Here is a 12,313-nt window from a genome sequence, read left to right as displayed (position 1 = left end):
GATCGTCCGGTCACCGTACGGCCGTGACCGCGCCCAGCCGGTTTTCGTCGGCCGGTGTTCGCCCGACGTTCAACGACCTCACCGCCGACGGGAGTTGGTCACTGCCTCGTGTACGTCAGCCGTTCCCCGCTGCCCGTGTTCACGCGCTGGAGCGTGCCGTCCGGGAGGAGGGTCACCTCGGTGGCCGCGCCCGGGGTGCAGGCGGTGCGGGGCCGGCCGACCTTCACGGTGGACGGGCCGATCCTCAGCGCGCCGTCGGTGCCGGGTTGCGCGGTCAGCTTCCCCTCGAACACGCAGTGGTAGCTGCCGCCGCCCTTGGTCGGGCCGTCGGCCACCAGGGACAGGACCGTGTCGCCCGGTTCGCCCTGCCGGAGGGTGAGCGAACGGCTGTGCTCGCCGTCGGCGTTGTCGATGGTCGTGGTCCAGGTGCCGAGGTACCCGGCCGGGATCGTGCCGTCCGCCGGGGAGGCGGAGACGTCCGGCTGCGAGGTCGTCGGCGACGGGCCCGGTGTGGTCGGCGCGCCCGTGCTCCGCGTGGGGCCGGGGCCGCCGTCGGCCCGGTCGTCGCCGCCGCCCTGCATCAGCGCGTACACCGACCCGCCCGCGGCCAGCGCGACGACCAGGGCGATCACGACGAGCAGCGCGGTGGAGCGGCCGTTCCCTCGCGGCGGCGGCTGCGGGGGCCCGTACGGCGGGGTCGTGCCGTAGGGGGGCGGGCCGTAGGGCGGGGTGGAGCCGAGGCCGCCGTAGGCCGGGTGGGGCGGGGCGAGGCCCGGGGCGCCGGGCTGGGGGTGCTGCTGGGGGTAGCCGTACGCCGGGTACGGAGGCGGAGGCGTCTGCACCTGCGGGTGGGACGGGGCGCCCGCGCCCGGGAGTTGCCGGGGTACCGGGGGCGCGCTCTGCCCCGCGACCATGGTGGGCAGATGGTTCACCCGCGGACCCTCGCCCGGCAGACCCGGCGAGGGCGGGCCGGGGGCCGCCGCGGGCGCCGTCGCGGGGGCCGGGGGCAGCGCGGGGCGCGGCGACGACTCGTCGGCGGCGGGGGCGTGTTCGGGGGTGGGGCCCGGGCCGGGGTTCTCGTCAGGGCCGGACCCCTGCCGGTCGGCAGGCGGCTCGGGAGCACCCGCCCCCTCGGCCGGGCCGGCCCCCTCCGGATCCTCCGCGTCCAGCAACCGCACCGCGTGCCGCCCCAGCTGGGCCACCAGTGCGCTCGGCAGCCACGGGTCGAGGGCGCGGCCGTCGGAGACGGTGTCGTCCGCGCCCGTGCGTTCCAGGACGCGGGCGAGGGAGGGCCGGGCGGCCGGGTCCTTGCGCAGGCAGTCCCGGACGAGGTCGGCGATGCCCTCGGGGACGCCCTCCAGGTCCGGTTCCTCCTGGGCGATGCGGAACATCAGGGCGTGCACGCCGCTGTTGGCGGTGCCGAAGGGCAGGGCGCCGGTCGCGGCGTAGGCGAGGACCGAGCCGAGGCAGAAGACGTCGCACGCCGGGGTGATGCGGTCGCCGCGCACCTGCTCGGGCGCCATGAAACCGGGCGATCCGACGAGCGCGCCGGTGCGCGTGAGCCCGCCGTCGGTCACGGTCTCCAGGGCGCGTGCGATACCGAAGTCGATGACGCGGGGGCCGTCGATGGTGACCAGCACGTTGGACGGCTTGAGGTCACGGTGGACGATGCCGGCGGCGTGGATGTCCTTGAGCGCGTGCGCGAGCCCGGCCGCGAGGATGCGGACCGTCCGCTCGGGCAGGGCACCGTGGTCGTGCCCGACGACCTGCTGGAGGCTCGGCCCGGCGACATAGCCCGTGGCGACCCACGGCACCGCCGCCTCGGTGTCCGCGTCCAGCACCGGAGCCGTCCAGTACCCGCCGACCCGCCGCGCCGCCTGCACCTCCTGCCGGAACCGCTCCCGGAACTCGTCCTGCGCTGCCAGTTCCTCACGGACCAGCTTCACGGCGACCGTACGGCCACGCTCGGAGCGGGCCAGATACACGTGCCCCATGCCCCCCGCACCGAGCCGCGCCAGCAGCCGATACGCGCCGATCCGCTGTGGATCCCCAGGTCCCAGCTTCTCCATCGCTCAGCCGCCTTCCCCCCACACGTGAGCAACAGATCGAGAATAGTGCGGGGCCGGGGCCGGGTGACCTGGGCAACGTCTACGGTTCCGTAACAGGCGGAGGCGGCGTGCCGGGGAGCCCCACCTGGTCGAGCACCTTCGACAGCCGTTCCAGCATCCGCACCGCCTCCGTCAGCTCCGCCTCCCCGAACGCCTCGGCCAGCCGGTCGGCGAACGCCGTGTGGCCGGGGTCGATCCGGGTGATCGCCGCACGCCCCTGCGCGGTCGGCGCGAGGAGCTTGGCGCGGCGGTGCGCCGGGTTCGGCCGGTACTCCGCGAGACCCCGCTCGACCAGCAGATCGGCGATGCGCTGGACGCTCTGCCGGGTGATACCCATGGCGCGGGCGATGCCGGAGACGGGCAGCGGCTCCCCGAGGACCGCGCCGAGCACCTGCCACCAGGCGGCGGTGAGCCCGGCGGGCCGGGCCAGTTCCTCCGCCACGGCGAGGAACTGGCCGTTGAGCCTGAACACCCCGAGGGCGCTGCGGCTGAGCAGATCCTGACGCTCGCCGCTCACAGGGCGCCGGCCTTCTCCAGCACCCCGTACGCCGCCGCGTCGGAATCGTGGAACAGCCGGTACCAGGCGTCCAGCACCTCACCGTCGTAGACCCCGAGCAGCCGGAGGATCTCCCGGGCGAAGGCGACGGGCTCGGTCGGGCCCGCGGTGATCAGGTCGCCGTCGGTGACCGCGTCGGCCTCGACGTAGCGTCCGCCGCCCGCGTAGCCGGTCGCGGCCAGGTAGAAGGAGACCGCGCTGGTGTGGTCCCGGTCGTCGAGCAGGCCTTCCCGGGCGAGTCCGGCGGTGGCGCCGCAGATCGCGGCGACCGGGACGCCCGCGTCCAGGAAGGCCCGGGCCTTGCGGGCGAAGGGGGCGAGGTCGTCCGAGGTGTCCCAGAGGTCGGCGCCCGGGAGGATCAGCAGCGCGCTGTCCTCGGGGCGCAGGTCGTCCAGGGCCAGGTCGGGCTGGATACGCAGGCCCCCGACGCTCCGCACCGGGGCAGTGGACGCGCCGACGGTCCGGATCTCGTGGCCGGTGCGGGCGAGCTGGGCCGTGGCGTGGCCGGTCTCCCAGTCGGCGAGGGTGTCGTAGACGGCGAGATGGACGGGCTTGCCGACGGTGGTGTTCATGGTTCCTCCTCGATCCCGTGCGCTTATGACAGCATTCTGTCGAGAAGGCAGCATGCTGTCAATATTCCCGCCCCGCCTGGACAACCTGTCGGGGGGCCGCCGCCGACGCCAGACAGGCCGCCGATTTCACCGCCCTCTCCCCCGCACCTACGCTCGCCCGCATGACCCCTCAGCCGAACCCCGAAGCCGGTGCCGCCGTCAAGGCCGCCGACCGTGACCATGTGTTCCACTCCTGGTCCGCTCAGGAGCTCATCGACCCGCTCGCCGTCGCCGGTGCCGAGGGGTCGTACTTCTGGGACTACGACGGCCGGCGCTACCTCGACTTCTCCAGCGGGCTCGTCTACACGAACGTCGGCTACCAGCACCCGAAGATCGTCGCCGCGATCCAGGAGCAGGCTGCGCGGATGACGACCTTCGCGCCCGCCTTCGCGGTCGAGGCGCGGTCGGAGGCGGCCCGGCTGATCGCCGAGCGGACCCCGGGCGACCTGGACAAGATCTTCTTCACCAACGGCGGTGCCGACGCCGTCGAGCACGCGATCCGGATGGCCCGTCTGCACACGGGCCGCCCGAAGGTGCTCTCGGCGTACCGCTCGTACCACGGCGGTACGCAGCAGGCCGTGAACATCACCGGCGACCCGCGCCGCTGGGCCTCCGACAGCGGCACGGCCGGGGTCGTGCACTTCTGGGCGCCCTACCTCTACCGCTCCCGCTTCTACGCCGAGACCGAGGAGCAGGAGTGCGCGCGGGCGCTGGAGCACCTGGAGACGACGATCGCCTTCGAGGGGCCCTCGACCGTCGCGGCGATCATCCTGGAGACGATCCCGGGCACGGCCGGGATCATGGTCCCGCCGCCCGGCTATCTCGCCGGCGTGCGGGAGATCTGCGACAAGCACGGGATCGTCTTCGTCCTGGACGAGGTCATGGCCGGGTTCGGGCGGACCGGTGAGTGGTTCGCGGCGGACCTGTTCGACGTCACGCCCGACCTGCTGACCTTCGCGAAGGGCGTGAACAGCGGATACGTGCCGCTGGGCGGGGTCGCCATCTCCGGCGCGATCGCGGAGACCTTCGGCAAGCGGCCCTACCCCGGCGGTCTGACGTACTCCGGGCACCCGCTGGCGTGCGCCGCCGCCGTCGCGACGATCAACGTCATGGCTCAGGAGGGCGTCGTCGAGAACGCGGCCCGGCTGGGCGAGTCGGTCGTCGGGCCGGAGCTGCGGGCGCTCGCCGAGCGGCACAGAAGCGTCGGCGAGGTGCGCGGCGTCGGCATGTTCTGGGCGCTGGAGCTGGTCCGCGACCGCGAGACGCGGGAGCCGCTGGTGCCGTACAACGCGGTCGGCCAGGCGAACGGGCCCATGGCCGCCTTCGCCGCCGCCGCGAAGAAGAGCGGACTGTGGCCCTTCGTGAACATGAACCGGACGCACGTCGTGCCGCCCTGCAACATCAGCGAGGCGGAGCTCAAGGAAGGCCTCGCGGCGCTGGACTCGGCGCTCTCGGTCGCGGACGAGTACACAGGGTAAATACCTGTAAACCCGTCAGTAGCCGACATCCTCGGGCCTCATTCGAACGCGTAAGGTGGCGTGCTCGTAGACCTGCGTATACGCGCACGCCACCCGAACGCGACGAGGGAGACGCCCTGACCATGCCCGCCAGCTCCGGCAACGGCGCCGTGACGCGCAGCACCCTGCGACAGCAGATCGCCGACGCCCTTCGTGACGAGGTGCTGGCCGGGCGTCTCCAGCCGGGGCAGGAGTTCACGGTCAAGGAGATCGCCGAGCAGTACGGGGTCTCCGCGACGCCGGTGCGCGAGGCGCTCGTCGACCTGTCCGCGCAGGGTCTCCTCGAAGCCGACCAGCACCGCGGCTTCCGGGTCCACGAGTACTCGGTCGAGGATTTCCGCGGCATGATCGAGGCCCGCGGACTGGTCATCGAGGGGATGTTCCTCGCGCTGAACGAGGGGCGCCCCAACGCGGTGCGGCCCGACGATCCCCGGGCCGCCGCCGTCGTCGCCGGGGTCCGCAGGCGCGGGGAGGAGGCGCAGCGGGCCGCCGCGGCCGGTGACCTCACCGTCCTCATCGGTTACGACCTGCGCTTCTGGCGCGAGCTCGGCGCCTGCTTCGGCAACCCCTACCTCGCGGACTTCCTGCACCGGCTGCGCGTGCAGACCTGGGTCTGCGCGGTGCAGCACCTGCGCCGGCTCACCGATCTGCGCGGCGAACTGTGGGCCGATCACACCCAGCTGGTCGACGCCCTGATCGACCGGGACAACGACGCCGCCCGGGCGATCATCGCCGCGTACAACACGCACTCGCTCGCCCTGATCGAGCGGCTCGCTCCCGGATGACCTGCGTCGGCGCTGTCCGTATGGGTATGGGACATGCACGGCGGGAGCCGTGACCGTGCCGCACCGCTACCCTTCTTGACCACCGTGCTACCCGACCACCGCGCTGAGCGAGGAGCCTTCTTTGGCCTGTGACCTGTGGCTGGTACCGCTAGTCGACGTGTTGTGCCACACGCCGGACAACCCGTTCGCCGAGGAACTCGCGCAATACAACAAGGTGCTCGCCGAGGCCGGTCTGCCACCGGTGCCGGTGTACCAGTACATGCCGGGCCTGTCCGGCGAGGTCGCCCCGGTCGCGGGCTTCGACTACGACGCGTTGCACTTCCTGCGCCGCGCCTACCTGCTCCAGGTGTGCGGCCTGGCGGTGACGCCCGTGGACGAACTCGGCGGCGACTACGAGCAGTTGCTGGAGATGTTCGAGTCGACGGCCCAGCAGTCGCACCTGGTCTGGCACTACGACCACGCGGGCGCCTACGTCCCCGTCGACTTCCCCAGCCCGCTCGCCGACGAACATCTCCTCGCCGGCGGTGGCCCGCTGGGTTCCTCGCACGCCCTGCTGCGGGAACTGGAGCTGGTCGCCCCGGTCATCGGCATCGACCCGGCCAACCCGCCGGCGGCCCCCCAGCCGCCGCTCGCCCCGACGGAGCTGGAGGAACCCGCCGTCGCCGCCCCGTACGATCCCAGTCCGTTCGCCCGCGAACGGCACGTCTGGCTGGGCCTGCACGCGGCCGTGACCCGCAGTCTCGCCCAGGGATCGATGATCGTCTTCAGCTGAGCCGACGGCTCAGCGTCCCAGCTGGGAGAGGCCCTTCTGCACGTCCTCCATGTTCATCACCGGCGTGTAGGAGATCTCCGCGCCCAGCTGGAGGAAGAAGGGCTCGCTGAGTACCGGCATCTGCCAGCTGTCCTGCATGTCGAAGACCACGTAGGCGGTGCGCTTGCCATGGTCGGTGGTGAAATAGGCCGCTTCGGGCTTGATCTGTTCCATCGACTCCTGGATCAGCTTGCCCAGAGTGCCGTTCCGGATGGCCTCGTTGGCCTTCTCCGTGTCCATGGAGGCCTTGAGCAGTACCCGCATCGCACTCACCTTCTCCTGGTCGACGTACGCGTGGGTATGGCTTCAGCGTATGCCCGTTCCCGGCAACTCTCCCTGCGAGCAAACGCAGGCCGCCCCCCGTGTGCACGAGGGGCGGCCGGTGGAGGGTGGTGCGGGTCAGATGAACGAGTTGATCTCGATCGTCTCGTCCCGGCCCGGGCCCACGCCGATCGCGGAGATCGGGGCGCCGGACATCTCCTCCAGCGCCTTCACGTACGCCTGGGCGTTCTTCGGCAGGTCACCGAAGGACTTGGCCTTGGAGATGTCCTCGTTCCAGCCCGGGAGCATCTCGTAGACCGGCTTGGCGTGGTGGAAATCGGTCTGGGAGTACGGGAGCTCCTCGACGCGCTTTCCGTCGATCTCGTACGCCACGCAGACCGGGATCTGCTCCCAGCCGGTGAGGACGTCGAGCTTGGTGAGGAAGAAGTCGGTCAGGCCGTTCACGCGGGTCGCGTAGCGGGCGATGACCGCGTCGAACCAGCCGCAGCGGCGGTCACGGCCGGTGGTGACACCGCGCTCACCGCCGATGCGGCGCAGCGCCTCGCCGTCCTCGTCGAAGAGCTCCGTCGGGAACGGTCCCGCGCCGACACGGGTCGTGTAGGCCTTGAGGATGCCGATGACCCGGCTGATCTTCGTCGGGCCCACGCCGGCACCGGTGCAGGCGCCGCCCGCGGTCGGGTTCGACGAGGTGACGAAGGGATACGTGCCGTGGTCGATGTCGAGCAGCGTGCCCTGGCCGCCCTCGAACAGGACGACCTTGTCCTCCTCCAGCGCCTGGTTGAGGACCAGGACGGTGTCGGCGACGTACGGCGCGAGCTTGTCGGCGTAGGCCAGCAGCTCCTCGACCACCTGGTCCACGGCGATCGCGCGCCGGTTGTAGAGCTTGGTGAGGACCTGGTTCTTTATGTCGAGGGCCGCCTCGACCTTCTGCGTGAGGATCGACTCGTCGTACAGGTCCTGCACGCGGATGCCGACGCGGTTGATCTTGTCGGCGTAGGTCGGGCCGATGCCGCGCCCGGTCGTACCGATCTTCCGCTTGCCGAGGAAGCGCTCGGTCACCTTGTCCACCGTCACGTTGTACGGCGTGATGATGTGCGCGTTTCCGCTGATGAGGAGCTTGGACGTGTCGACGCCACGCTCGTTCAGACCGCTCAGCTCGGAGAGCAGGACCGACGGGTCGACGACGACGCCGTTTCCGATGACCGGCGTACAGCCGGGAGACAGGATTCCGGAAGGGAGGAGGTGCAGTGCATACTTCTGGTCACCCACGACCACCGTGTGGCCGGCGTTGTTGCCGCCCTGGTAGCGCACTACATAGTCCACGGATCCACCGAGAAGGTCGGTGGCCTTTCCCTTGCCTTCGTCACCCCACTGAGCACCGAGCAGCACAAGTGCGGGCACGCGCGTACACCCCTTCCGGGCGGGGCATGTCCATGGTCGAGGGCGAACGCGGCGGTGTACCACCGCGTGCACCGCGACCACCGTTGGCCGCCAACCGTCGGACCGGATGCCCCGGAATAGACGAAGCCCCTGGCGCAATAGCGCAAGGGGCTCTTGCACAAAGATGCTACCCGAGGAAGCGAGGCATGGCCGAGGTGGCGACTTCCGCGACGTCCGAGCAGCTGTTGGTGGTGGTCGATCCGGTCGCCCGCCGGTCGGACGGCGAGTCCGTTCGGATCGCGAAAGACGTGCTCGGCGCGGGTGCCGGCATGAAGCTGTGCCTGCCCGAGGGGCCGGAGGAATTCGCCCGGGCGCTGGCCCGGCGGGGCTCACGGCGACCGGTGGTGGTGGGCGACGACCGGGCCCTGATCCGCGCGGTGGCGCTGCTGCACCGGCACCGGGAGCTGGCCGGGTGCGCGCTGTCGGTGGTGCCGGTCGGGGGCGCCCTGTCCCTGGCCCGGTCGCTGGGGGTGCCGACGGGGACGGTGGCGGCGGCGCGGGCGGTGCTCGACGGGGTCGAGCGGCGGATGGACCTGATGGTCGACGACAGCGACGGGGTGGTGCTCGGCGCGTTGCGGATACCGCCGCTGCGGCCCGCCCCCGCCGGGACGGGCCCGCAGACCGAGCCGGATCCGGACGCCGTGCCGGGCCACCCGTGGCTGCGGACCTGCCAGTCCCTGGTCCGGACGCTGGTTCCGGCGGGCCGCCCGTCCCGGCTCGCCGCCGCGCCGGAGCCGGGGCCGTCCCGGCTGCGGGTCGAGGTGGACGGGGAGACCCTCGTCGACCTGAACCAGCCGGTGGAGGCGGTGTCGGTGTCACCGGCCGCCGCGGGCGTCGCGTCGGTGGAGGTCAGACCGGTGTCGGTGGGCGCGGAGGCCTCGGCACTGCTGGCGCGGGGCCGGACGGTGACGGTGTCCGGGGCGCACTTCCGCTACCGCGCGGACACGGTGGTGTCGGGACCGGTGCGGACCCGGACGTGGGTGGTGCGGGAGGGCGCGTGGGGGCTGACGGTGCCGGCGGGGCCGTGAACCGCACCGCTGGTCATTCCTGCCCGAACGTCTTCTCCCGGTGCACACGCCAGCGTTCCATCAGCTCCGCGAGTTCGCTCTGCATGAACTCGAAGAAGGCGAGCGTCTCGGAGATGCGGCGGCCGGCCGGAGTGTCGGCGCCAAGGCTGGTGACCCCGTCACGCAGGGCCACCTCCCACCGCTTGAGGACGGCATCACGATTGGCCAGGGCCTCGTACCACTGATCTCCGTGCACCCGGTAACGCTCCCGGCGTGAGCCCGGCTCCCGCTCGCGCGAGACCATGTGCGTCTGGGCCAGGTAGCGCACCGCCCCGGACACCGCCGCCGGACTGATCCGCAGCTGCTCCCCCAGCTCGGCGGAGGTCATCGAGCCCTCGTCGGAGGAGAGGAGCGCGACGAAGACCCGCGCGGGCATCCGCTGCATCCCGGCCTCGACGAGCTGCGCCGCGAAGGACTCCACGAACCTCGACACGGCCTCCGCGTTCCGGTCCCTCCCGGCTGATTCCGTCATCCGCCCATCCTATCGATGATTTATACGCTTCCTTAACTTCACAAATTTCTGAAGCAAGCGTACGTTCTGGAGCATGACGAAGGCCATCACCGTCTCCGGACTGCACAAGTCCTTCGGACGGACCCACGCGCTCGACGGGCTCGACCTGGAGGTCGCCTCCGGCGAGGTCCACGGCTTCCTCGGCCCCAACGGCTCGGGCAAGTCCACCACCATCCGGGTGCTGCTCGGTCTGCTGCGCGCCGACTCGGGCGCCGCGCAGGTGCTCGGCCGCGACCCGTGGTCGGACGCGGTGGAGGTGCACCGCCGGATCGCCTACGTCCCCGGGGACGTGACGCTGTGGCGCAACCTCTCCGGCGGCGAGGTCATCGACCTCTACGGCCGGCTGCATGATGGGGGCCGCGCAAAGCGCGTCAGGCAGGGTGGCGGTGGGCGACGGGCGGGCGGGCTGGATGCGGGGCGACGCGCGGAACTGATCGAGCGTTTCGAACTCGACCCCACCAAGAAGGGCCGCACGTACTCCAAGGGAAACCGGCAGAAGGTCGCCCTGGTCGCCGCGTTCGCCTCGGACGTCGACCTGCTGATCCTGGACGAGCCGACCTCGGGCCTGGACCCGCTGATGGAGGGGGTCTTCCAGGCTTGCGTCGAGGAGGAGCGCGACCGGGGCCGTACGGTCCTGCTCTCCTCCCACATCCTCAGCGAGGTCGAGGAGCTGTGCGACCGGGTGAGCATCATCCGGGGCGGCCGTACGGTCGAGAGCGGTTCGCTCGCCGACCTGCGCCACCTGACCCGCACCAGCGTCGTCGCCGAACTCGCGGGCCCGCCCGACGGCCTGGCGGAACTGCCCGGTGTGCACGACCTCGACGTGCAGGGGCACCGCGTCCGGCTCCAGGTCGACACCGACCGGCTGAACGGCGTCCTGCGGTCGCTGAGCGAGTCGGGCGTACGGTCGCTGACGTCGACGCCGCCGACGCTGGAGGAACTGTTCCTGCGGCACTACCAGGAGGAGGGGGCCGAAGGGGCCGAGGCCGGCGAGTCGAAGGCGGCGGCCCGATGACGGCCCTCGCGGTGCGGCCCGGCAGTTCACGTCAACTGGCCGGGACGAGCATCCTGTTGCGATTCGCGCTGCGCCGCGACCGGCTGATGATCCCGGTGTGGGTCGCGGTCGACGCGCTGATGGTCCTGTCCATGCCGGGCACGCTGGAGGGCCTGTACGGCACCCCGGCCGAACGCGCCGACCTGATCCGGCAGATGGAGACCAACTCCTCGCTGCGCGCGATGGTCGGCCCGGTCTTCGGCGACTCGCTGGGCGCCCTGACGGCCTGGCGCGTCGGGATCTACGCCGGTGCCCTGGCGGCCGTGATGAGTCTGCTGGTCGTCGTACGACACACCCGGGACGAGGAGGAGAGCGGCCGTCAGGAGCTGGTGGCGTCCGGGATGGTGGGCCGCCGGGCCTCCCTCACGGCGGCCCTGCTGGCGGCGGCGGTCGCGAACGCCGTACTGGCGCTGCTGCTGACGGTGGGCCTGGCCGCCCGGGGCACGGCCGGCGCCCTGGCCCTGGGGCTCGGGATCGCCGGGGTCGGGATGGTCTTCGCCACCATGGCGGCGATCGTCGCCCAGCTGACGGAGAGCGCACGGCTCGCCCGCGGCCTGACGGCGGCGGTGCTCGGGACCGCGTTCGTCCTGCGCGCGGCGGGCGACTCGGCGACGGACGACGGCTCGTCGGTCCTGACCTGGCTGTCGCCGCTGGGCTGGCTGGAGAACCTGCGGCCGTACGCGTCCGAGCGCTGGTGGGTGCTGGCCCTGCTCGCCGGGGCGGTGGCCCTCCAGGGCGCGCTGGCCTACGCCCTGGCCGGCCGCCGGGACCTCGGCATGAGCTTCCTGCCGACCCGGCCGGGCCCGGCGTCCGGCCGCCTGGGCAGCGCGGGCGCCCTGGCCTGGCGGTTGCAGCGGGGCGGCGTCCTGGGGTGGAGCATCGGCTTCTTCCTGGCCGGGGTCGTCTACGGCGGCATGACCGAAGGTGCGGCCGACCTGGTGGGCGACAACGACAACGCCCGGCGGATCTTCGAGCGGATGGGCGGCCAGTCGGGCCTGACGGACGCGTTCCTGGCGGCGATGGTCGGGATGCTGGGCCTGATCGCGGCGCTGTACATCGTGGCGTCGGTGCTGCGCCTGCACGGTGAGGAGACCTCGGGCCGGGCGGAACCGGTGCTGGCGAACGCGGTGGGGCGGCTCCGCCTGGCCGCCGGGCATCTGGTGATCGCCTTCGGCGGCGCCGCCCTGATCATGCTGCTGGCCGGGCTCGGCTTCGCCGTCGGCTACGGCAAGGAGGCCGGCCCGATCCTGGGGGCGTGCCTGGTGCAGCTTCCGGCGGTGTGGGTGATCGGCGGGGTGGCGGTGCTGCTGTACGGGGTCCTGCCCCGGGCGGCCATGGCGGCGTGGGGCGTCGCCGGGGCGGTGCTTCTGATCGGCTGGATCGGGCCCGCGCTGGATGTACCGCAGGCGGTGCTGGACGTCTCACCGTTCGGTCATCTGCCGAAGCTGCCGGGCGGATCCATGGCGTGGGGGCCGGTGCTGGTGCTGACCGGGGTGGCGGCGCTGCTGGTGGCCTGCGGGCTGGCGGGGTTGCGGCGGCGGGACATGACGACGTGATCAGTTGGAGGAAGG

General features: G+C 72.1%; 12 protein-coding genes. 6 read left to right on the top strand and 6 right to left on the bottom strand.

The window, feature by feature from the left end; all coding sequences use genetic code 11:
- Window positions 1-98 precede the first annotated feature (98 nt).
- From G3I77_RS35875 to G3I77_RS35865, 3 genes are all read right to left on the bottom strand, one after another.
- Window positions 99-2,069 carry a serine/threonine-protein kinase gene (locus G3I77_RS35875; protein ID WP_248510659.1) on the bottom strand — a complete coding sequence of 657 codons (1,971 nt, stop codon included), beginning with the start codon at window positions 2,067-2,069 and terminating at the stop codon, window positions 99-101.
- A gap of 79 nt (window positions 2,070-2,148) precedes the next feature.
- The gene (locus G3I77_RS35870; RefSeq protein WP_248510658.1) at window positions 2,149-2,625 is read right to left on the bottom strand and encodes a MarR family winged helix-turn-helix transcriptional regulator; all 477 of its coding nucleotides are present in this window, start codon (window positions 2,623-2,625) and stop codon (window positions 2,149-2,151) included.
- Window positions 2,622-3,236 carry a type 1 glutamine amidotransferase family protein gene (locus G3I77_RS35865; RefSeq protein ID WP_248510657.1) on the bottom strand — a complete coding sequence of 205 codons (615 nt, stop codon included), beginning with the start codon at window positions 3,234-3,236 and terminating at the stop codon, window positions 2,622-2,624. Before G3I77_RS35865 ends, G3I77_RS35870 begins: the two co-directional genes overlap by 4 nt.
- Window positions 3,237-3,397: 161 nt before the next feature.
- On the opposite strand from G3I77_RS35865, the gene G3I77_RS35860 reads away from it, so the two are divergent.
- The 3 genes from G3I77_RS35860 (at window position 3,398) to G3I77_RS35850 (ending at window position 6,349) form a co-directional block, all read left to right on the top strand.
- Entirely contained in the window at window positions 3,398-4,753 is a 1,356-nt protein-coding gene (locus G3I77_RS35860; RefSeq protein ID WP_248510656.1) for an aspartate aminotransferase family protein, read from the top strand.
- A gap of 122 nt (window positions 4,754-4,875) precedes the next feature.
- A complete protein-coding gene (locus G3I77_RS35855; protein ID WP_248510655.1) occupies window positions 4,876-5,577 on the top strand; it encodes a GntR family transcriptional regulator in 702 nt (233 codons plus the stop codon).
- Window positions 5,578-5,698: 121 nt separating this feature from the next.
- Window positions 5,699-6,349: a hypothetical protein gene (locus G3I77_RS35850; RefSeq protein ID WP_248510653.1), complete on the top strand. Its 651-nt coding sequence runs from the start codon at window positions 5,699-5,701 to the stop codon at window positions 6,347-6,349.
- Between the two features lie 9 nt (window positions 6,350-6,358).
- Here the strand turns inward: G3I77_RS35850 and G3I77_RS35845 are convergent, their stop codons facing one another.
- The gene (locus G3I77_RS35845) at window positions 6,359-6,652 is read right to left on the bottom strand and encodes a hypothetical protein (protein ID WP_107456251.1); all 294 of its coding nucleotides are present in this window, start codon (window positions 6,650-6,652) and stop codon (window positions 6,359-6,361) included.
- A 135-nt stretch (window positions 6,653-6,787) separates the two neighbouring features.
- Window positions 6,788-8,071 carry an adenylosuccinate synthase gene (locus tag G3I77_RS35840; protein ID WP_248510651.1) on the bottom strand — a complete coding sequence of 428 codons (1,284 nt, stop codon included), beginning with the start codon at window positions 8,069-8,071 and terminating at the stop codon, window positions 6,788-6,790.
- 185 nt (window positions 8,072-8,256) lie between these two features.
- Between G3I77_RS35840 and G3I77_RS35835 the strand changes: the two genes are divergently transcribed.
- On the top strand, window positions 8,257-9,138 hold the full coding sequence (locus G3I77_RS35835) for an acylglycerol kinase family protein (protein ID WP_248510649.1): 882 nt from the start codon (window positions 8,257-8,259) through the stop codon (window positions 9,136-9,138).
- A gap of 13 nt (window positions 9,139-9,151) precedes the next feature.
- Here the strand turns inward: G3I77_RS35835 and G3I77_RS35830 are convergent, their stop codons facing one another.
- Window positions 9,152-9,649, bottom strand: a complete 498-nt coding sequence (locus tag G3I77_RS35830) for a GbsR/MarR family transcriptional regulator (RefSeq protein ID WP_248510647.1) — start codon at window positions 9,647-9,649, stop codon at window positions 9,152-9,154.
- Window positions 9,650-9,722: 73 nt separating this feature from the next.
- Between G3I77_RS35830 and G3I77_RS35825 the strand changes: the two genes are divergently transcribed.
- Together G3I77_RS35825 and G3I77_RS35820 are read left to right on the top strand one after the other, a co-directional pair.
- A complete protein-coding gene (locus tag G3I77_RS35825; RefSeq protein WP_248510645.1) occupies window positions 9,723-10,703 on the top strand; it encodes an ABC transporter ATP-binding protein in 981 nt (326 codons plus the stop codon).
- Window positions 10,700-12,298 carry an ABC transporter permease gene (locus G3I77_RS35820; protein WP_248510643.1) on the top strand — a complete coding sequence of 533 codons (1,599 nt, stop codon included), beginning with the start codon at window positions 10,700-10,702 and terminating at the stop codon, window positions 12,296-12,298. The genes G3I77_RS35825 and G3I77_RS35820 overlap by 4 nt, the downstream gene beginning before the upstream one ends.
- Window positions 12,299-12,313 lie beyond the last annotated feature (15 nt).

Origin of the sequence: Streptomyces sp. D2-8 (genome assembly GCF_023184515.1) — a bacterium.
GTDB lineage: Bacteria > Actinomycetota > Actinomycetes > Streptomycetales > Streptomycetaceae > Streptomyces.
Note: the sequence above shows the minus strand (reverse complement) of the source record. Positions and strands in the feature narration are given on the sequence as shown.

What these genes read in the sequence shown, in the direction of transcription:
- G3I77_RS35875 (WP_248510659.1), bottom strand. Translation starts at nt 2,069, where the DNA reads ATGGAGAAGCTGGGACCTGGGGATCCACAGCGGATCGGCGCGTATCGG.
- G3I77_RS35865 (WP_248510657.1), bottom strand. Translation starts at nt 3,236, where the DNA reads ATGAACACCACCGTCGGCAAGCCCGTCCATCTCGCCGTCTACGACACC.
- G3I77_RS35860 (WP_248510656.1), top strand. Translation starts at nt 3,398, where the DNA reads ATGACCCCTCAGCCGAACCCCGAAGCCGGTGCCGCCGTCAAGGCCGCC.
- G3I77_RS35855 (WP_248510655.1), top strand. Translation starts at nt 4,876, where the DNA reads ATGCCCGCCAGCTCCGGCAACGGCGCCGTGACGCGCAGCACCCTGCGA.
- G3I77_RS35845 (WP_107456251.1), bottom strand. Translation starts at nt 6,652, where the DNA reads ATGCGGGTACTGCTCAAGGCCTCCATGGACACGGAGAAGGCCAACGAG.
- G3I77_RS35835 (WP_248510649.1), top strand. Translation starts at nt 8,257, where the DNA reads ATGGCCGAGGTGGCGACTTCCGCGACGTCCGAGCAGCTGTTGGTGGTG.
- G3I77_RS35830 (WP_248510647.1), bottom strand. Translation starts at nt 9,649, where the DNA reads ATGACGGAATCAGCCGGGAGGGACCGGAACGCGGAGGCCGTGTCGAGG.
- G3I77_RS35825 (WP_248510645.1), top strand. Translation starts at nt 9,723, where the DNA reads ATGACGAAGGCCATCACCGTCTCCGGACTGCACAAGTCCTTCGGACGG.
- G3I77_RS35820 (WP_248510643.1), top strand. Translation starts at nt 10,700, where the DNA reads ATGACGGCCCTCGCGGTGCGGCCCGGCAGTTCACGTCAACTGGCCGGG.